Raw genomic sequence first — 18,390 nt, 5'->3', positions numbered from 1 at the left:
CTACCGTCATGTGTTTCACGTGAAACATATGACGATCATTAACGAAAAGCGCCGCTAATCTCTCCTAGCGGCGCTTTTTTATTGCAGATCGGTATCTACTGCTTCGTGGTGATCAGCCAGTCCACAAAGTGGGCTAAATCATCGAAAGCATGTGATTTTTCAAGCCCAATACCCTTGGCTTCTGTTTTTGCTCCTTTTCCAGTTCTAACCAGTACGGTACGACAGCCAACTGCTTCGCCTGCTTGTAAATCTCGCAGGCTGTCTCCTACCATCCAGCTCCCTGCCAAGCTTGCCAGCCCCAACTGCTGCTGAATCTGATGCAGCATTCCAGGCAATGGTTTACGGCATTGACATTTATCGCTAGGCCCATGGGGGCAGTAGGCGATGTGAGCGATGCTTCCGCCTTCCTTTTCCACCAACGCTAACAAGCGATCATGCATGCTCTGGAGCGTTGCTTCATCATAATAGCCACGAGCGATGCCCGACTGATTGGTCGCCACCACTACCGTAAATCCTGCATGACTGAGGCGACCAATGGCGGCAATTGAAGAAGGGTAGGGCACCCATTCATCAAGGGATTTTATATAGGCATCAGAATCATGATTGATGACGCCGTCACGATCCAGGATGACAAGTTTTTCGGCACTCAGCATAGAAATCCTATTGGTACGGTTGTCGGCGATACTTTCTGTCCGCTATTTATATCGACTATCTTACTTCGGACTCGCAACAGTGTTTCACGTGAAACACGTATTACCAGTCAACAAAAAAGCCCAGTCGTCTAAACGGCTGGGCTTGTGAGCGACCAATCAAGCAATGGCTACTGGGGCAGAAGTGAAATATCGGCCACTTCTAAGAATAGCGCTTGAAGGCTAGCGAGTAGGGCCAAGCGGTTGCGCTGAATAGCGGGGTCATCCGTCATCACCATGACCTGGTCAAAGAAAGCATCTACCGGTTCACGCAGGGTGGCAAGAGTATCCAATGCTTGCTGATAGTTGCCTGCAGCAAACAGCGGGGCAACCTGTGTCTGGCTTCCGCTCACCGCATCGAACAACGCTCGTTCGGCATCTTCCTGCAATAAGTTTTGATCGACCTGGGTACTGCCATTGTGCTCTTGCTTAGCCAGGATGTTAGAAACACGCTTGTTAGCGGCTGCCAACGCGGCTGCTTCATCACGCTGGGCAAAAGCTTTCACGGCGCGCAGGCGGCGTGCGAAGTCGAGAGGATTGGTCACTGGGCGAGCGCGTACCGCAAGGTACATTTCAGCACTGATGCCTTCTTCCTGGCCCCAGGCGCGGAAGCGATCCAGCATATAGGTCAACACGTCCTCAACCAGGCCGTCGGCCTTGGGTAAGCTCTGGTGCTGCTCAGCGGCAACGGTGAGCAGTTCGCGCAGGTCAAGGTCCAACTCACCTTTGATCAGAATGTTAAGCACGCCAATCGAGGCACGACGTAACGCAAAGGGATCCTTCGCGCCGGTGGGGCGTTGGCCAATGCCGAAGATACCTACCAAGGTGTCCAGCCGATCAGCCAGGGCTAACGCCTGGCCGGTCGCGCTCTGGGGGATGACATCAGTGGCGAATCGCGGCAGGTACTGCTCTTCAAGCGCCTGGGAAACCTCCGTGGGTTCGCCATCCTGCTCGGCGTAGTAACGGCCCATGATGCCCTGCAACTCGGGAAATTCGAGAACCATCTCGGTCACAAGGTCACATTTGGCAAGCGCCACGGCGCGCTGGGCCTGAGCCACATCGCCGTTAATCTGCTCGGCAATAAAGGATGCGATGGCGGTGCTGCGGCGTGCTTTGTCCGCCAAGGTGCCCAACTGCTGCTGGAAGACAACGCTTTCCAGCTGGGGAATGCGCGAAGCCAGTGTGCGCTTACGATCGGTTTCGTAGAAAAACGCTGCGTCGGCTAGGCGCGGGCGAATGACTTTCTCGTTACCGGCAATGACCTGATCGGGGTCGGCGCTATCGATATTGGCGATGGTGATAAACAGTGGTTTCAGATTGCCGGCGTCATCCAGCAGGTGAAAATATTTCTGGTTGGCCTTCATCGAGGAGATCAGGCACTCAGCGGGCACTTCCAGGAAGCGCTCATCAAAACTACCGGTAAGCGCTACCGGCCATTCAACCAGTCCGCTCACTTCTACCAGAAGATCTTCATCAATGACGGCGGTGGCTTCTTGCACTTCGGCTTCTGCCAACACCTGCTCGCGGATACGTTCACGGCGCTGCACGCGATCAACCAGCACGTAAGCATTTTCCAATGTAGCCACGTACTCATCGGCATGGGTCAACTGAATGGCATCAGGGGCGTGGAAGCGATGACCGTAAGTGGTACAGCTTGCCTGTAGGCCTAGCGCCTCAGCAGCCACGACATCGCTACCGTAAAGTGCTACCAGCCAATGAACCGGACGCGAGAACTCAACCCGTGAAGCGCCCCAGCGCATGTTTTTAGGCACCGGGAGGGCGCTGATGGCTTTGCGAATAATCTCGGGCAGCAGCGCTTGAATAGACTCACCCGGCTGCTGCTCGCGGTAGCCAAGCCAGGTGCCTTTATCGGTTTCCAAATGAATCAGCTCATCGACGCTAACCCCGCAGGAGCGGGCGAAGCCTTCTGCTGCTTTCGTGGCAACGCCATCCTTAAAGGCCGCCGCCAGTGCGGGGCCACGGCGCTCAACGTCGCGGTCAGGCTGTTTGTCGGCCAGTTCACGCACTTGAACCGCTAACCGACGCGGGGTCGCAAAGGCTGTCACGCTGGCGAAGGGAACGTCGGCTTCTTGCAGGCCTTTCTCAATGCCTGCGGCAAACGCATCGGAAAGCGCATCCAGGGCCGTGGGTGGTAGCTCTTCTGCACCCAGTTCTAGTAAAAGCGTATTAACAGCCATTAGTCGTCTCCCTGATCGGCGAGTAGCTCTTGTAACAGTTCTCGGCGAAGTGTTTCTGGCGCCATGGGGAAACCTTCGGCCTTGCGCGACTCAAAGTAGGCGGTGGCCACATCGCGGGCCATGGTACGAACGCGTAAAATAAAACGCTGACGCTCGGTCACCGAGATAGCATGACGGGCGTCCAGCAGGTTGAACGTATGCGATGCCTTCAGAACTTGCTCGTAGGCTGGCAGCGGCAGGCTGGCGGCGAGCAATTTGCTACACTCTTTTTCCTGATGGTCAAAGTTAGCAAACAGCTGATCCACATCGGCATGTTCAAAATTGTAAGTGGACTGCTCGCGCTCGTTTTGCAGATACACATCGCCATAGGTGACCTTGCTGCCGTCTGGGGCAATGGCCCAAATCAGGTCATAGACGCTATCGACGTCCTGCAAGTACATGGCGATACGCTCAAGCCCATAGGTCAGTTCGCCGGTAACCGGGTAGCACTCAATGCCACCTGCCTGCTGAAAATAGGTAAACTGGGTGACTTCCATGCCATTTAACCAGATTTCCCAGCCCAGGCCCCAGGCGCCTAGCGTTGGGGATTCCCAGTTATCTTCGACAAAGCGGATGTCATGAATCAGTGGGTCGAGACCGAGCCGCTTGAGTGAGCCCAGATAAAGATCCTGCAGGTTGCTGGGCGATGGCTTCATCACCACCTGAAATTGGTAGTAGTGCTGAAGGCGGTTAGGGTTCTCGCCATAGCGGCCATCAGTAGGGCGCCTTGAAGGCTGCACATAGGCCGCGTTCCAGGTTTCGGGGCCAATCGCCCGCAGGAAGGTGGCGGGGTGGAAGGTGCCCGCGCCGACTTCCATATCGAGCGGTTGAAGGATGACACAGCCTTGTTCTGCCCAGTACTGCTGCAGAGCAAGGATCAAGCCTTGAAAGGTCGACACATCAGGTGTCGATTGGTTTGTCGAAACACTCATCGCGGAAAGCACCGTTGGCCATGAATTCATAAGGCGTCAAGTATACAATCCTAGGCAGATGGGTTATAGGCACGTATGCCAACAAGCCGCGTTAGGTAAGGAGAACAGTATGATTGTGGTAACAGGCGGTGCCGGTTTTATCGGGGCCAACATAGTGAAAGCACTGAACGCCCGTGGCCGAAACGATGTAATGGTGGTCGATGATCTGCGCGATGGCACAAAATTCGTCAACCTGGCCGACTGCACGCTGGCGGATTATCTGGATAAAGATGACTTCCTTGCCAGAGTAAAAGCTGCCCTGAAAGGGGAAAGTGTCGACTTGCCTACCATTGATGCCATTTTCCACGAAGGCGCCTGCTCGGATACCACCGAGTGGGATGGCCACTACATGATGGAAAATAACTTCGAGTACTCCAAAGTGCTGCTTAACTACTGCGAGCAGCAGGGTATCCCCTTCTTGTACGCGTCATCGGCGGCGACCTATGGCGGCAGCGAGGTTTTCAAAGAGGTACCGGAGTGCGAAAAGCCACTCAACGTTTACGGCTATTCCAAACTGCTGTTCGATCAGCACGTGCGTGCGCGGTGGAGCGAATTGACCACTCAAGTAGTTGGCTTTCGATACTTCAATGTTTACGGCCCGCGGGAACAGCATAAGGGCAAAATGGCCAGCGTGGCGTACCATAATCATCTGCAAATCCGTAACGGCGAAACCCTGAAGCTGTTCGGCGCCTATGGTGGGTATGAGGCGGGTATGCAGAGCCGCGACTTCGTTTATGTCGGTGATGTGGTCGATGTAAATCTCTGGTTTCTGGATCATCCTGACCAGTCGGGCATCTTCAATCTTGGTACTGGTCGCGCAGAGCCTTTCAAAGCGATTGGTGAAGCCGTTATCGATTTTTACGGTAAAGGTGAGATTGACTACATTGCCTTCCCCGAAGAACTTAAAGGACGCTATCAGAGTTATACCCGGGCTGACATTAACCAGCTACGCGCCAGTGGCTGCGATGTGGAGTTTAAAACCGTTGCTCAAGGGGTTAAGGCCTACTTGGGGTGGCTAAATGGCTAACTCAGCTCAGCGCTTGCTGGTAATTGGCCCTTCGTGGGTCGGTGATATGGTCATGGCACAAAGCCTGTTTATGACTTTAAAAGCCCGCCAGCCAGGCGCGACGATAGGGGTGGTCGCGCCCGCGTGGTCGCAGCCTATTTTAGAACGCATGCCCGAGGTGGATGAGGTGTTGCCGCTGGCGGTTGGTCATGGCGAATTTGGTTTGGCCAGCCGCCGCGAACTCGCCAGCCGCCTAAGGGGGCGATTCGATCGCGCGATTGTATTGCCGCGTTCTTGGAAGGCCGCGCTGGTGCCTTTTATGGCACGCATTCCCGAGCGTATTGGCTTTGTGGGCGAGCATCGCTACGGTCTTCTCAAGGAGCGCCGTAAGCTCGACAAGCAGGTGCTGGATCAAACGGTAAAGCGCTTTGTTTCGCTAGGGCTGCCCCTTGAAGAAGCGACCAGTGGCGACTTTGTATTGCCCAAGCCGCGACTGCAGATTGATCGCGATAATCTGGTTAATTTACGCCTGACGCATTCGCTTTCTTCGCGCACGGCGATTGGCATGATGCCGGGCGCTGAATACGGCCCTGCCAAGCAGTGGCCGATCAGTTACTTTCACACGTTAGCAAAACGCTTGGTAAACGAAGGTTTTGAAGTGCGGGTGTTGGGCGGCGACAAGGATCACCCAGCAGGCGAGGAAATAACGCAGGGGCTTGCCCATGCCCATAACCTGTGCGGCAAAACACAATTGGCCGATGCCGTTGATTTGCTGGCGGACTGTCGGCAAGTGGTCACCAATGACTCGGGCTTGATGCATGTGGCCGCAGCGGTAGGCGTTCGCATCCATGCGCTATATGGCTCTTCATCGCCCGCCTACACGCCGCCGTTGACCGATAATGCAGTGATTCACTACCTGGCGCTCTCTTGCTCTCCCTGCTTTCAGCGCACGTGCCCATTGGGGCATACCAACTGCCTTAACCAACTGAGCGTTGACCAGGTCTACGAGCAGATTCACGCGGCTCATCAACGGGAGAGCGTGATAGCTAATGGATAAGCTCCACTTCATCGGCTCGGTCAGCGGGTGTCTCTACGGTTTGTTCTGGAGAAGAGGACGTGTCGGGCTCACGGCGCTGGGGTGAGATACCTTCCCAGAGACGGTGCTGTAGCGCTGTCTCTTCCTGTAAGCGCTCATTGAGCACTTCGATACCGTGTGCTTCCACCAGCGTACGCTGATTACTAAATAAAGAAGTGCCCAGCCCCGCACGCTTGCCTTCTAAACGAAAGCCTAGTGCATCCAACAGGGTGGGGAAGACATCTAGCATGGTGGCATCACGGCGAATACGCTGTGGCTGAATATCATCACCCAGCATGATAAGCGTGTTGTCGCGGTCTAATGCCGTCAATTGATCCCACACCGACACCCGCATGGTTAGGTGGTCGCTGAGAACCACGACCAACGTGTTGTCGAGAAGCCCCTCTGACTCCAAACGCTCAATTAAATCTCGGGCCAGCCACGTTGAGCACTCTACGGAGTAAAGAATATCCTGCCCGTCAAACTCGCCCTGTTGTTCTACGCAAGATTGAGAGGGATAACCATTGGGTGCATGACCTGCTAAATTAAGAGTTACCACGCCCCAGGGGCCGTTATTCTCTTTGTCCAGTCGCCGTATTTCGTCGGCGGTAATGTCATAAAGCGTGTCGTCATACAGCCCCCAACTGTTTACATATTCTGGATCTGTCAGCTGCGGCTCTAACTCTTCACGCCCTTTTACGGTATTGAATTGGTGGCCACGGTAGAACAGTCCTTTACCTGCAAACTGAGTGCTGGCACCACCCAAGTAGCTGAGCTGGTAGCCCTGCGCCGCGAGTATATCGCCAAGGCAATCAACGCCGGGAACGACCTTAGAGAGAGGGTCAAACTGGCTGTCGTGAAGGAGGCCCGCTGGCATTAAAGGCACGCCACATTGGCTGGCAATCATCCCCGCCATTGTCCAACCGGTGTTATCCATTTGGCGGACACCTTCAAAGACCGCGCCTCGCTCACCCAGTGCGTTGAGATGGGCATAGGCATCCTCGAATATATCGTTGGCGTAGGTGCGCTCAATGCTTTCTAGATACAAGAGGAGTAAGTTCGGGGCGTCTCTAAGCGCTTCAGCGGGGGGCGGCTTATAGCGACGATCAAGCCAAGCACCATCGTCGGTAACAATAGCTGCGCTGCGTTGGCCCAGGCCAAAAAGCAGCGGGTTGCTTGCCAATAACAAAATAGCGAAAAAGCGCTCGGCTAACCGCCAGCGCTGGTCATGACGCGATAACCACGTGACGGATGCCAGCACGCCAATCATGATCAGCGTATAAAGCACCGCGGTAAGCATTTTACCGGCGCCGCCATGCTCGGCCATGCCTGCCTGGAGGTGAAAAAACACCGCTCCCAGATCGACAATGCCAAAACTATCTGCTAAGTAAACATAGACACCCCAAAGGCTTAACGGTACCAGCGACCAAGGCCACATTTTGCGATAACGGGCATTAGCAGGCTGACCCCAGCGCAGCTTTAAGCCCACACCAATCCAAGCGGCCGCTACAAAAAATAGCGTCCACCAAGGCAGGCGGGTCAGTACCGTGACGGTATAGCCCAGGCAAAGACCGATAGTGATGATGGCTATTTTTCGAATAGCACGAGGATTCATGGGTGACCTACTTTTTCAGGCAAATTCATTTCATTGATTAGCTTTGAGACCCTCACTGTTTGAGGTATCACTCAGAGGCATGGCTGCGGCAAAATTATAATCTCCAGCATAAACTTTTTGTGCACAGTCGGTAAATCTTGATTTTGTTTTCCGCCACTTTCGCTTGGTATAATAATTCGACAATACTTTGCTCTGTAAAAGTAAACGCGTTTTTAGGTTTAGTTTTTTAGGAGAGAAACCATCAATCATAATCAGTTTATTATTAGTACGATCCCCCTCTATAACAAAGTTATCTATATTAAAGTCAGAGGCAGGAATACCAGTAGTGGAGAACTTATAAACAATTTTTTCTACTAAAAGTAATGCATACTCAACGGTGAGCTCTTTTCTAAATAAAAGCTTACGCAAAGTAGTGGACTGACCTTGGTCATCAACAATTCTTTCGACAACTAAGCCAGGTCCTTTATTAGTTCGTACCCAACTTTGACAGAGGCTAATGCAGCATTCGGTATTCTTAGGCTCAACAGTTTTTGATACATACCACTCTGAAAAGCTCTGCCGATGATCTTTTTTCCACCTTTCTGGGTGCCGAGCAATTTTTATTAATGTTGACGGGTTGGATTCATCTAAATAACAAATTCGATTTGATCCATAGGACAAAATATTATTGTCACTTAAAATAATTTCATTGCTATTTTTTATTTGTTTTTTGATTTCTCTGAATGAAACGAACATATATCATCCTTGATATTCACATTGAGGTGATCTGAAATTAAGGCTTTCAGCGCTTGATATTGATATTCATAGGTGTAATGGCTAGCTGTCTCGACAAGCTGGTTGTTTATAAGTGCATTATCTTTAAGCATGAGACTCTCAATTTTTTTCGCCCACTGCTCTGAAAGATAACCCTTTACAATTAAATTCCTTAACTCGCCCTTGAGTAGCTCACCAGCACCAACACGCTCGGACATCAGGGTCAATGTAGAGCATGCCATCGCTTCTAATATAGCACAACCAAACTCTTCGATATGTGCAGGCAAAACAAAGAGATCTAAAGCAGCGTAGTAATGCTCTACCTCAGGAACCGCTTTTTTCCATATAAAATATTGATCTATGCCTAGTCTTACTGCTTTTTCTTTATAGGCTTCTATCTCTCCCTGTCCTATTACTAAAAAACGATATAAAACATTGGTTGTGTTTACCAAATCTCTCGAAATTTCAATGAAAAAATCTAAGTTTCTTTTTTTGAAATCACCCGAGGTGATTAAGCCGATGAGCTTTTCTTCTTGTTTAATGCCAAGCTCATCTCGCTTCTTCTGTCTAAATATTGATTTTTTGAAGGCATTAAATTGATGTGCGTCAAAACCAGGATAAGAGATGCTTATTTTTTGAGCCGGAATATCGTAACGAGTAGTTAAATCATTAGCCATTAACTGAGAGTTGGCAACAACATGCTGATAGTTACCTTTTCTTAGAACTTTATTATGTATTTTTGAAACGCTTTTTTGTTGTTGAGTCGATTTTGGATAAATTATTTCTTGTGCTAGATCCACACAGTTATGCATAAAAATTATGTTTGCATTTTCCATATCGCCATGACTGATAATAAGAGAGGGCTTATTGTTTTGACACCAAGCATTAGCACGCTTGCTAAACCAGAGTCGTCTTATGTAACTACTTAGTGGGATTTTTTTAATAATCTTTAAATCCACACCAAGGGGAGCAGTTGTTTCTTTATTAATTTTTTCACATATGATGGTTACGTGATATCCCAAGTTTTTTAAAATTGAAATTTGTTGCAGAGCGATTCTTGCAGCGCCAGTTGTCTTGTTCAAGTTACGGATGGCAATAACTGCCGTTCGCACGTCTTCCATGATAGAACCTATTGTCAAAAGTTATTTGAAATTTAATGTTCGGTCTTCAAGAAATTTTTCATATATTTCCAAAACACACCATTAGCATTCGAAACTGCTATTACTAATCCTCTCCAGCCATCGCGCCAGCCCTGCTGTAGAAAATAAGTTCGTAGAAAGGCGAAGATTGCTTTGAAAAAAATGGCTAATACTGAGTAATGCTTCAGTTTTCCAGATTCAGCGCGAATGTTTGAATAACGATTAATTTTTTCTAGAAACTGTGACAAATCTGTCACGGCTGTATGCTTAATAGTACCCGATAAGCGTTGTACGCGGCTAATGCTGTTCACTGATATTGCTTCGTGAACCATGGCATTATTGAAATTATGACTGCGACGATCGAAGAGTCGAATTAACCAGTCATTTCCCCATCCAGAGTAGTGGACTGGCTGACCCATCATCCAATTCTCACGCAATATTTCCCCCAGATCGCTAGGTGAGGCGTTGTTAACCCACGTTGTGATTGATTCGATGAGTTCTGGGGAAGGTGCTTCGTCGGCATCAAGGGAGAGTATCCAATCATGCTTGGCTAGCGAAACGGCGTGACGTTTAGTGGGCCCGAAGCCAATAAAATCACCTTGATGTAGTGAAACGTTCGGATAACTCGCCGCAATGCGGAAGGTATCGTCGCTTGAACCGTTATCGTAAATCACTACGTTTTCAAAACACTGCACAGCATCCAGCGTATTTTGTAAAGTTGAGGCAGCATTTCGAGTGATGATAACAACGCTAACGCCAGCGGGCATAAATGTTTCGATCCTGTTAGAAAGTGGGTAGCGAATGCTATTATAGCGGCTTTACAGTCACCGTATCCCCAGTGAGGCGTTTTTGCACATCATTCATGTCAATCTGGCTAGAGGATTCCGCGGGGGAGAGCGTCAAACCATCCTATTGATCCAAGCATTAGCTGGTGCGGATGGAATAGAGCGCCAGACGCTGGTCTGCAAGCCGTCGTCCCCTTTACGCGATGAGTTAGCAGGTACTCCAGATTTAAAATTTACTAACGCTAGGCATCAATTAGCAGGGCATTGGCATGCAGGTAAAGCCGATGTCGTGCATGCACATGAGGCAAAAGCAGTTCATTGGGCATGGCTACATAGAAAGCTGTTCCAAACGCCATATATTATTACTCGCCGCGTCGATACCCCTATTAAGCCTAAACTAAGTAATAAGGCTTTTTATCGTAATGCTCACTACTGCGTCGCTATATCGAGTGCCATAGCGCAGGAAATAAGTACATTAACTTTTCAAAAAATTCCCATTATTCCAAGCGCCTTCACGCCCGTTTCACCGAATCCAAACGTCGTAAAGGAGCTACGTGATGGTTATTCCGAGCGTTTTATCGTCGGCCATGTTGGTGCTCTGGTGGATCGCCATAAAGGACAGCGAGTGTTATTAGAGGCAGCTCGTCAATTCCAGGTTACACGGCCAGAAGTATTGTTTGTATTTTTTGGAAGAGGGGAGGACGAGCAAATTCTACGTCAGGAGAGTGCCTCGTTAAGCAATGTCCTTTGGATGGGCTTCAAGCCTAATATTGGTGACTATCTGCCAATGTTAGACCTTTTTGCATTTCCTTCGCGAAATGAAGGGCTAGGATCGGTACTTCTAGATGTAATGAATGCTAAAGTCCCTATTATTGCCAGTGATGTTGGTGGTATTCCCGATATTGTCAAGCATAAAAAAACTGGCATTCTAGTGCCGCCCAATAACTCTGAGAAGCTAGTTGAAGGCCTTGAAGCATTAATAAACAATGAACAGCTTCGAAGTACATTGTCAATTAATGCTTTTAAGCAATTAGAGAGGTTTTCTCCTGATGCGATGATGGAAGCTTATCTTTTTCTATATCGTACTACATAACACTTATTTGTAATATTACTGGCTTGGTTTTATGACCTTGATCGAACGCTTGAAAGCTAATTACCATAAATTTCTATTTTATAGCAAGGGTGTCTTGGAAATAGGCTTACCCCGGCAATATTATTTCTTCGAACGGAAAAAATATCTCACTGCCTTTGAGAGGTTACCGTTAGGAAGTGAAAAATCTTATATTGAAAGCCGAGTAAATTACTATAACCAGCTTTCTAAGCCGTTAAAGCTGAATGACCAAGCACTAAACGTAGGTGGTTTTTCAAAACAGAAAAGTTGGTCTTACTATATTGATATGAAGTGCTATTTATCGCGTTTTGAGAAACCTTTAAAATTCCATTTCTGGCCGGGTGATATTCGTACAATACCCGAAGAACCTACGTTTGTAAAAAGTCGCCCGATTAGCCCGGATAATCAGCAGTCGGTGCTACTAAAGCTAAATCGAGTAAGACATTATTTCTTTGTGAATGATACGCTTAATTTTGATGAGAAAAAAAATCAGTTAGTGTGGCGTGGTGCTTGTCATCAGCCACATCGACAAGCCTTCGTAGAAAAATATTACCATCACCCCCTGTGTAATGTGGGTGACAGTCGTAAAAATGCTCAGGGAAAACCATGGGGGCGTTCCTATATGAGCGTCAATGAACAGTTGAACTATAAGTTTATACTGAGCATTGAAGGTAATGATGTGGCAACGAATTTAAAGTGGATTATGGCCTCTAATTCATTATGCTTTATGACTAGACCTAAATATGAAACTTGGTTCATGGAAGGAACACTTAAGCCAAATTTTCATTATGTTGAGCTTGCTGATGATTACTCAGATTTAGAAGAAAAATTAATTTATTATCATCAGCATCCTAATGAAGCAAAGAATATTATTGAAAATGCTAATAATTATGTGAAGCCTTTTTTAAATAAAAAACAAGAGCACCTTGTTGGTTTGTTAGTGATGCAAAAATATTTTGAGAAAACAGGGCAGTTGGCGCCGTCAGAACAAATGCTGGTAAAGTAATGAATGAATTTTAAAGGCAGTTGCTTGTCGCAGGCTTATACTTTTTGCCTCTGGTATTTTAAACGCTGGGAAGGGATTGGCTGCCAAGCTCTAAATAGTCTGTCAGAATAGCAGCTTTTCACCGCCCCGTGCCCAAACGGACATATTGATGAATCAATCACCGCTTACTTTTATTCCTTCTCAGTTTTCGCTATTGCGCGGGTACACCTCTTTCGCTGTGCTGTTGTTAGGCGCCGTGGCGCTAATTATACCTTCAGGGTATTCAATAGGAGCCGTACTGTTGCTGTTAGGTAGTATTGCGCTCCCCTTTACCAGTGCTAAGACAAGGTTTGATCGTCGTGACTGGCTGGTCGCTAGTGCTTTATTTTTTTTTGCTGTTGTGGGGTTACTTGAAGCTTGGAGTGATGGACAGGGGCTTCGAGGCGCTGACAAGCCATTAAGGTTTTTATTAGCGATTCCTGTTTTGGCTTTAATATTGGCTTATCCACCGCGGCTTGCCTGGCTATGGAGTGGATTAGCGCTGGGGGGAATAGCGGTCGGTGGTTGGGGTGCTTGGCAAAAGTTGGTCGTTGGTGTTGAGCGTGCAGGTGGATATACACATGTTATTCAGTTTGGCAATATTAGTATGCTTACGGGCATTCTTTGCTTGGCGGGTATGGGATGGGCAGTTTCACATAACCATCCCAAGCGCTGGCTGCTGTTACTTGGACTAGGTGCCATAGGCGGTGTCCTAGGGTCACTATTTTCCGGCAGCCGTGGTGGGTGGGTAGGATTACCTATTGTGCTGTGGGTGCTTTATCGAGCCTATGGTCGTGATTTGGCTACTCCTTTGAAAATTGGCGCCTTAGCGGTAATTATGGTTGGGGCGCTATGCATCTATTCAGTGCCGCAACTCGGTGTTCAACAACGCGTTCACCAGGCGGTAGATGATATCGAGCGCTACGTGACCGGCGAGAGCCGAACTTCCTCAGTGGGAGCTCGTTTTGAGATGTGGAAAGGTGCTTCTCATCTAATAATGGATAAACCTATCCTAGGTTGGGGCCATAATGGTTATCAACAGCGGATGCAGTCGCTTGCAGAAGCTGGGGTAATTGATCCAGGCGTTGTGCAATATGAACATGCGCATAATGAATTTGTTGATACTACCGCTAAGAGGGGCGCTTTGGGCCTACTTGCCTTATTGGTGCTCTATTTACTCCCTTTACGTCTTTTCATGCAGCAGCTGCACGCTCCTAATTTAGTACTTAGGTCATTGGCAGTAGCAGGGGCGTTGCTGCCCGTTACTTATATCGATTTCGGTCTCTCTCAGGCGTTTTTAACCCATAATAGCGGAGTCATGATTTATACCATTTGGCTTGCGGTGTTGTGGGGAAGCTATCGTGCCTGTCAGCGAGGGCTTTTGACTGCCATCACTACGCCCGGCAATTAGCTATAATAAAAGCAAAAATTGCAAGCACCTGCAGGAACTTAGCTGCAGTACCCATTATAAATGGTTGGCATAAGCGGCGCTTCAGTGAACTTCTTGATGGAACACTCCAGCCTGCTCAGGTTACCTGCCCGCCATTTTCCTGCCCTACGCAGTCGGCAACGATCAAGGTCAATCAACCATGGCGCTCCGCTGGGATCGACGAGAATATTGCGCGCATTCAGGTCAACATGATCTAGCCCTGCTTGGTGAAAGCGGCGAATCATAACGCCGACGCGGTGTAACAGCGCTTCATCGGCTTGATCGTTGACCAACAGCTCGGCCAACGCTTTTGCACCGGCAATACGCACGGTGATCAACGCGGCTTCATACGTAAGCCCGTAGCGGGTAACGCAGCCTGCTACAGGACGGGGCACCGGCAGGCCCTGCTCGAAAAGCGCGGCCGTTAAACGCAATTCTAGAAATGCTCGAGTGCGCTCAGCGCCGGTCCATAAGTAGCGTTTTTCACTGAGCTTGGCTGCCATGCCTCCCCGGCGATAGGGCCTTAACACCCACTGTTCGGTCGGTGTTACCTGTAAAAACAGACTGCTGCCCCGGCCTGGGGCTTCACCCACTATTAATCCCTGTTCACGCCAGTATTCAGCAGTGAACAGAGCAGGATCCATTTGGTGTGTTCCCGGCGCGTCACATAAACTGTCTACATCATGTAAAATCAGCCCATTTTTCTGCCGGAGTGCCGCTAAGCGCATGAAGCCCTCTCTGCCTGTTCAGCCTAACCACATTGCCATTTTGCGCCTCTCCGCCCTAGGAGATGTGTGCAATCTCGTGCCCACGGTGCGGGCGTTGCAGCGCCAGTGGCCCGATGCGCGCATTACCTGGATTATCGGCAAGGGGGAGCACAGTCTACTGGCGGGGCTTTCCGGGGTCGAGTTCGTTGTTTACGACAAAGCGACCGGTATTGCCGGAATGCGTGCGCTTTGGCGACAGCTCGCCGATACGCGCTTCGATGTACTGCTGCATATGCAGCAGGCCATTCGTGCCAGCGTGCTGTCCCTTGGGCTTAAAGCCAAGGTGCGTGTGGGCTATGACAAGGCGCGCGCCAAAGATGCTCAGCACTGGTTCACCCAGCATCAGCTTGCGCCGCACCCTAATGCCCATGTATTGGAGTCATTCATGGACTTCGCCCGGGTGCTGGGGGTAGAGGATGAACGGTTAGAGTGGAATCTGCCGGTCACCGACACCGCACGCAATGAAGCACAGGTTATCAGTGGTGAGGCGCCTTACCTAGTGATCAACCCTTGCAGCAACGTGCGCCTGCGCAACTTTCGCAACTGGTCAGTGGAGGGCTATGCCAGCGTCATTGAGCATGCCTGGGTGCAGTACGGTCTCAAAAGCGTGCTGACCGGTGGCGGCAGTGCCCTGGAGCGGGAAATCGGCGATCAAATCGAAGCGCTTTGCCAGCCGGGTAGTGTGATTAACGCCATTGGCGGCACCTCCCTGAAAGGGGTGTTGGCCCTGATTGATCACGCTCAAGCGGTGATCGCGCCGGATACCGGGCCTATTCATATGGCTAATGCGATGGGAACCCCTGCACTGGGCCTGTACGCATCGACCAACCCCCAGCGGGCCGCTCCCTATTTATGGCGCGACTTTGCGGTCAACGCCTACCCTCAGGCGGTTCGCACCTATCTGCATAAGTCAGTAGACGAAGTGAGTTGGGGCCAACGGGTGCGCCACCCAAGCGCCATGATGCTGATAAAAGCCGACGACGTTATCGCCAAACTGGATGCATTGCTGGCGCATGCCGCTTCAACTGCCAGCCCAAGGAGCCCCGATGAAGATTGATTTAACCGCGTTAGAACATGCCCGCGTACTGGTGGTCGGCGATGTCATGCTGGATCGCTACTGGCATGGCGGTACCTCACGCATATCTCCGGAAGCGCCCGTGCCGGTGGTGCGCGTGGAAGATGTTGAAGACCGCCCAGGTGGTGCGGCCAATGTGGCGTTGAACATTACCTCGCTGGGTGGCCACGCGGTGTTGGCGGGTGTCGTCGGTAATGATGAAAACGCAAAACTGCTCGAAGCCAGCTTAACCGCTTCCGATGTAAGCACTTACTTCCAGCGCAGCGCTGAAATACCCACAATTACCAAGCTGCGCGTGATGAGCCGTAACCAACAGCTATTGCGTTTGGATTTCGAGCAGCCATTGGACGGCGTCGAGACTAGTGAGCTAGTGACTCAGGTAGCAAAGGCGCTGCCCGACTGCGACGTGGTGATTCTTTCCGATTACGGTAAAGGCACGCTGAACCAAGTTGAGAACCTGATAGCCAACGCAAGGGCCCAGGGCAAGCGGGTGCTGATCGACCCGAAAGGACAGGACTTCAGCAAGTATCGCGGGGCGAGTTTACTTACACCCAACCTGACGGAGTTTGAAGCGGTGGTCGGTGCCTGTGCAACTGATGCGGAACTATCCACGAGAGGCGAAGCGCTACGTGCCGAGCTTGAGCTGGAAGCGCTGCTGGTGACACGCAGCGAAAAGGGCATGACCCTGATTCGTGAAGGGCACGCGCCGCTGCACTTGCCTACCCGAGCGCAGGAAGTTTTCGATGTGACGGGGGCAGGGGATACGGTGATTGGCCTGATGGGGCTAGCGTTAGCGGCAGGGCATGCTTTCCCCGAAGCGATGATGCTAGCTAATCTGGGTGCCGGATTGGTGGTGGCCAAACCGGGCACGGCCACGCTCTCAATCGCTGAGCTCTACACCGCACTACACGGCGATAAGCTGGCCGAATTTGGAGTGATTGAGCCTACTGTGCTGGTTGAGGCCGTGCGCGCCGCTCAGCTGCGCGGTGAGCAGGTGGTCATGACCAACGGCTGTTTTGATATTTTGCACGCTGGCCACGTCGCTTACCTGGAGCAGGCCAAGCGGCTGGGAGATCGGTTGATTGTCGCGGTTAACGACGACGCCTCCATCGGTCGCCTGAAAGGGCCAAAACGTCCGATTAATCCGCTTAACCGGCGCATGCAAGTGTTGGCGGGGCTGGGCGCTGTCGACTGGGTGGTGCCCTTTAGTGACGACACCCCTCAGGCGCTGATCGAAGCGGTGTTGCCGGATATTCTGGTCAAGGGAGGCGATTACCGGCCAGAAGATATCGCCGGGGGCGCGGCCGTCATCGCCAATGGCGGAGAGGTCAAGGTACTGGGTTTTGAAGATGGTGTTTCGACCTCGGCGATGATTAGTTCCATTTTAGATCGCGAGCGCTAATGGCTTCATCCACCTGGCCCCGGCTTGCCTACTCAGCGGCCCTGTATGCGCTTTCACCGCTGATAGGCTGGCGCATCTGGCGTGAGCAAGTACCCACTTACTCACGCCTTCAGCGGCTGGGGTTGCACCTTGGGCCGCTGCCTCCCGCGCCACGCATTTGGCTGCACTGTGCCTCGGTGGGTGAAGTACGCGCCGCTCGACCGCTGATCAAGGGGTTATTAGCGCGTTATCCAGCGCATAGTCTACTGATCACCACTATGACCGCCACCGGAGCCCAACAGGCCCAAGCGCTGATTAGTGAGCAAACCGCAGCAGATCAGGTGCGTCTCGCCCATCGTTTCCTACCGCTGGACTTTCCTGGCGCCGCGAAGCGCTTTGTACGTCATGTTCAGCCCGAACTCGCCATCCTGTTTGAAACCGAGCTGTGGCCCAACCTGATCCACACCTGCCATCAGCAGGGAGTGCCTGTGGCGGTAGTGAATGGTCGCTTATCGCCCCGCGCCTTTAAGCGCTATCAGCGCCTGCGCCCATTGATGGCCAGTATGCTTGCCGACATTAGCTGGCTCGCCGCCAAATCCCCGGCAGATGCCGAACGCTTTAATACCCTCGGCTGTAACACAGAAATCACTCGCATTGTTGGCTCGCTGAAGTTTGAGTTGGTCAGCCAAGATAGCAGTATTAAAGAGGGTGAGCGCTTACATCAGGATTGGGGTGGGCGGACGGTCTGGGTGGCGGGCTCGACTCGTGACGGCGAAGAAGCACTGCTGCTTGAGGCCCATCGCCAAGTGCTTGCGCGCTACCCCGACGCGCTGCTGGTGCTGGTACCGCGTCATCCCCAGCGCTTTGATGAGGTGGCCAAGCTTTGCAAAACCGAAGGCTGGACATTGATCCGCCGCAGCCAACAGCAGCCCGTGACAGCGCAAACCCAGGTCTACCTGGGGGATACGCTCGGTGAGCTGGCCATGCTTTATGCCGCAGGCAGTGTGGCCTTTGTAGGGGGCAGCCTAGTGCCGCTGGGCGGGCATAATGTGCTTGAACCTGCGGCGTTAGGTCGGCCGGTGCTTAGCGGCCCCTCGATTGAGAACTTTGCCGACGTGGCTGAGCCACTTCAAGCTGCAGGGGCACTAACACTGGTCGATAGCCCGGATGCCCTGGCAGACGCCTTGGCGGACTACTTTGCTAACCCGGAGCGCGCCCAAGAAGCGGGGCTCGCCGGTTGGGAAACGATACAGGCCCACCGGGGAGCGTTGTCACGTACGCTTGATGGCCTAGAAAAGTTCTTACCTCACTCAGCTGGCCCAATGTGAGCGAT

The 18,390-nt window shown here is 51.2% G+C and carries 16 protein-coding genes; 8 read left to right on the top strand and 8 right to left on the bottom strand.

Features of this window, described 5'->3' with window-relative positions:
* Positions 1–95: 95 nt before the first annotated feature.
* From gmhB to glyQ, 3 genes are all read right to left on the bottom strand, one after another.
* Positions 96–653 (bottom strand): D-glycero-beta-D-manno-heptose 1,7-bisphosphate 7-phosphatase, encoded by a 558-nt coding sequence (gene gmhB, locus HUO07_RS06555; RefSeq protein ID WP_176302907.1) that lies wholly within the window; start codon positions 651–653, stop codon positions 96–98.
* Positions 654–820: 167 nt separating this feature from the next.
* Positions 821–2,887 (bottom strand): glycine--tRNA ligase subunit beta, encoded by a 2,067-nt coding sequence (glyS, locus tag HUO07_RS06550; RefSeq protein WP_176302906.1) that lies wholly within the window; start codon positions 2,885–2,887, stop codon positions 821–823.
* On the bottom strand, positions 2,887–3,858 hold the full coding sequence (glyQ, locus tag HUO07_RS06545; protein WP_008959112.1) for a glycine--tRNA ligase subunit alpha: 972 nt from the start codon (positions 3,856–3,858) through the stop codon (positions 2,887–2,889). The genes glyS and glyQ overlap by 1 nt, the downstream gene beginning before the upstream one ends.
* Positions 3,859–3,967: 109 nt before the next feature.
* Here glyQ and rfaD point away from each other — a divergent pair, with 109 nt between their 5' ends.
* Together rfaD and waaF are read left to right on the top strand one after the other, a co-directional pair.
* Positions 3,968–4,924, top strand: a complete 957-nt coding sequence (gene rfaD / locus HUO07_RS06540; protein ID WP_176302905.1) for an ADP-glyceromanno-heptose 6-epimerase — start codon at positions 3,968–3,970, stop codon at positions 4,922–4,924.
* Positions 4,917–5,960, top strand: a complete 1,044-nt coding sequence (gene waaF, locus HUO07_RS06535; protein WP_176302904.1) for a lipopolysaccharide heptosyltransferase II — start codon at positions 4,917–4,919, stop codon at positions 5,958–5,960. Before rfaD ends, waaF begins: the two co-directional genes overlap by 8 nt.
* Here waaF and HUO07_RS06530 read toward each other — a convergent pair.
* Genes HUO07_RS06530 through HUO07_RS06515 form a run of 4 tightly spaced genes read right to left on the bottom strand, consistent with a single transcriptional unit; the run spans position 5,950 to position 10,252 of the window.
* Complete coding sequence (locus tag HUO07_RS06530) at positions 5,950–7,593, bottom strand: sulfatase-like hydrolase/transferase (RefSeq protein ID WP_176302903.1); 1,644 nt, start codon at positions 7,591–7,593, stop codon at positions 5,950–5,952. The two genes, waaF and HUO07_RS06530, sit on opposite strands and share 11 nt — an antisense overlap.
* 30 nt (positions 7,594–7,623) lie before the next feature.
* On the bottom strand, positions 7,624–8,328 hold the full coding sequence (locus tag HUO07_RS06525) for a YrbL family protein (RefSeq protein ID WP_176302902.1): 705 nt from the start codon (positions 8,326–8,328) through the stop codon (positions 7,624–7,626).
* Entirely contained in the window at positions 8,292–9,467 is a 1,176-nt protein-coding gene (locus tag HUO07_RS06520) for a glycosyltransferase family 4 protein (RefSeq protein WP_176302901.1), read from the bottom strand. The genes HUO07_RS06525 and HUO07_RS06520 overlap by 37 nt, the downstream gene beginning before the upstream one ends.
* A gap of 32 nt (positions 9,468–9,499) precedes the next feature.
* Positions 9,500–10,252 carry a glycosyltransferase family 2 protein gene (locus HUO07_RS06515; RefSeq protein WP_176302900.1) on the bottom strand — a complete coding sequence of 251 codons (753 nt, stop codon included), beginning with the start codon at positions 10,250–10,252 and terminating at the stop codon, positions 9,500–9,502.
* Between the two features lie 82 nt (positions 10,253–10,334).
* Here HUO07_RS06515 and HUO07_RS06510 point away from each other — a divergent pair, with 82 nt between their 5' ends.
* The 3 genes from HUO07_RS06510 (at position 10,335) to HUO07_RS06500 (ending at position 13,816) form a co-directional block, all read left to right on the top strand.
* Entirely contained in the window at positions 10,335–11,363 is a 1,029-nt protein-coding gene (locus HUO07_RS06510; RefSeq protein ID WP_246286517.1) for a glycosyltransferase family 4 protein, read from the top strand.
* A gap of 31 nt (positions 11,364–11,394) precedes the next feature.
* Entirely contained in the window at positions 11,395–12,387 is a 993-nt protein-coding gene (locus HUO07_RS06505) for a glycosyl transferase family 90 (protein WP_176302899.1), read from the top strand.
* A 148-nt stretch (positions 12,388–12,535) separates the two neighbouring features.
* Positions 12,536–13,816 (top strand): O-antigen ligase family protein, encoded by a 1,281-nt coding sequence (locus HUO07_RS06500; RefSeq protein WP_176302898.1) that lies wholly within the window; start codon positions 12,536–12,538, stop codon positions 13,814–13,816.
* A gap of 38 nt (positions 13,817–13,854) precedes the next feature.
* Here the strand turns inward: HUO07_RS06500 and HUO07_RS06495 are convergent, their stop codons facing one another.
* Positions 13,855–14,562, bottom strand: coding sequence for a 3-deoxy-D-manno-octulosonic acid kinase (locus tag HUO07_RS06495; protein WP_176302897.1), 708 nt, complete (start codon positions 14,560–14,562; stop codon positions 13,855–13,857).
* Between HUO07_RS06495 and HUO07_RS06490 the strand changes: the two genes are divergently transcribed.
* Genes HUO07_RS06490 through waaA form a run of 3 tightly spaced genes read left to right on the top strand, consistent with a single transcriptional unit; the run spans position 14,561 to position 18,385 of the window.
* Entirely contained in the window at positions 14,561–15,658 is a 1,098-nt protein-coding gene (locus HUO07_RS06490) for a glycosyltransferase family 9 protein (protein ID WP_176302896.1), read from the top strand. The two genes, HUO07_RS06495 and HUO07_RS06490, sit on opposite strands and share 2 nt — an antisense overlap.
* A complete protein-coding gene (hldE, locus tag HUO07_RS06485) occupies positions 15,648–17,078 on the top strand; it encodes a bifunctional D-glycero-beta-D-manno-heptose-7-phosphate kinase/D-glycero-beta-D-manno-heptose 1-phosphate adenylyltransferase HldE (protein WP_176302895.1) in 1,431 nt (476 codons plus the stop codon). The genes HUO07_RS06490 and hldE overlap by 11 nt, the downstream gene beginning before the upstream one ends.
* Positions 17,078–18,385 carry a lipid IV(A) 3-deoxy-D-manno-octulosonic acid transferase gene (gene waaA, locus HUO07_RS06480; RefSeq protein ID WP_176302894.1) on the top strand — a complete coding sequence of 436 codons (1,308 nt, stop codon included), beginning with the start codon at positions 17,078–17,080 and terminating at the stop codon, positions 18,383–18,385. Before hldE ends, waaA begins: the two co-directional genes overlap by 1 nt.
* Positions 18,386–18,390: the final 5 nt, after the last annotated feature.

Source organism: Vreelandella maris (genome assembly GCF_013371085.1).
In the GTDB taxonomy this organism is placed as follows: Bacteria; Pseudomonadota; Gammaproteobacteria; order Pseudomonadales; family Halomonadaceae; genus Vreelandella; species Vreelandella maris.
Note: the sequence above shows the minus strand (reverse complement) of the source record. Positions and strands in the feature narration are given on the sequence as shown.

What these genes read in the sequence shown, in the direction of transcription:
- HUO07_RS06525 (WP_176302902.1), bottom strand. Translation starts at nt 8,328, where the DNA reads ATGTTCGTTTCATTCAGAGAAATCAAAAAACAAATAAAAAATAGCAAT.
- HUO07_RS06490 (WP_176302896.1), top strand. Translation starts at nt 14,561, where the DNA reads ATGAAGCCCTCTCTGCCTGTTCAGCCTAACCACATTGCCATTTTGCGC.
- waaF (WP_176302904.1), top strand. Translation starts at nt 4,917, where the DNA reads ATGGCTAACTCAGCTCAGCGCTTGCTGGTAATTGGCCCTTCGTGGGTC.
- HUO07_RS06520 (WP_176302901.1), bottom strand. Translation starts at nt 9,467, where the DNA reads ATGGAAGACGTGCGAACGGCAGTTATTGCCATCCGTAACTTGAACAAG.
- HUO07_RS06500 (WP_176302898.1), top strand. Translation starts at nt 12,536, where the DNA reads ATGAATCAATCACCGCTTACTTTTATTCCTTCTCAGTTTTCGCTATTG.
- HUO07_RS06530 (WP_176302903.1), bottom strand. Translation starts at nt 7,593, where the DNA reads ATGAATCCTCGTGCTATTCGAAAAATAGCCATCATCACTATCGGTCTT.
- HUO07_RS06505 (WP_176302899.1), top strand. Translation starts at nt 11,395, where the DNA reads ATGACCTTGATCGAACGCTTGAAAGCTAATTACCATAAATTTCTATTT.
- gmhB (WP_176302907.1), bottom strand. Translation starts at nt 653, where the DNA reads ATGCTGAGTGCCGAAAAACTTGTCATCCTGGATCGTGACGGCGTCATC.
- HUO07_RS06515 (WP_176302900.1), bottom strand. Translation starts at nt 10,252, where the DNA reads ATGCCCGCTGGCGTTAGCGTTGTTATCATCACTCGAAATGCTGCCTCA.
- rfaD (WP_176302905.1), top strand. Translation starts at nt 3,968, where the DNA reads ATGATTGTGGTAACAGGCGGTGCCGGTTTTATCGGGGCCAACATAGTG.
- glyS (WP_176302906.1), bottom strand. Translation starts at nt 2,887, where the DNA reads ATGGCTGTTAATACGCTTTTACTAGAACTGGGTGCAGAAGAGCTACCA.
- HUO07_RS06495 (WP_176302897.1), bottom strand. Translation starts at nt 14,562, where the DNA reads ATGCGCTTAGCGGCACTCCGGCAGAAAAATGGGCTGATTTTACATGAT.
- waaA (WP_176302894.1), top strand. Translation starts at nt 17,078, where the DNA reads ATGGCTTCATCCACCTGGCCCCGGCTTGCCTACTCAGCGGCCCTGTAT.
- hldE (WP_176302895.1), top strand. Translation starts at nt 15,648, where the DNA reads ATGAAGATTGATTTAACCGCGTTAGAACATGCCCGCGTACTGGTGGTC.
- glyQ (WP_008959112.1), bottom strand. Translation starts at nt 3,858, where the DNA reads ATGAGTGTTTCGACAAACCAATCGACACCTGATGTGTCGACCTTTCAA.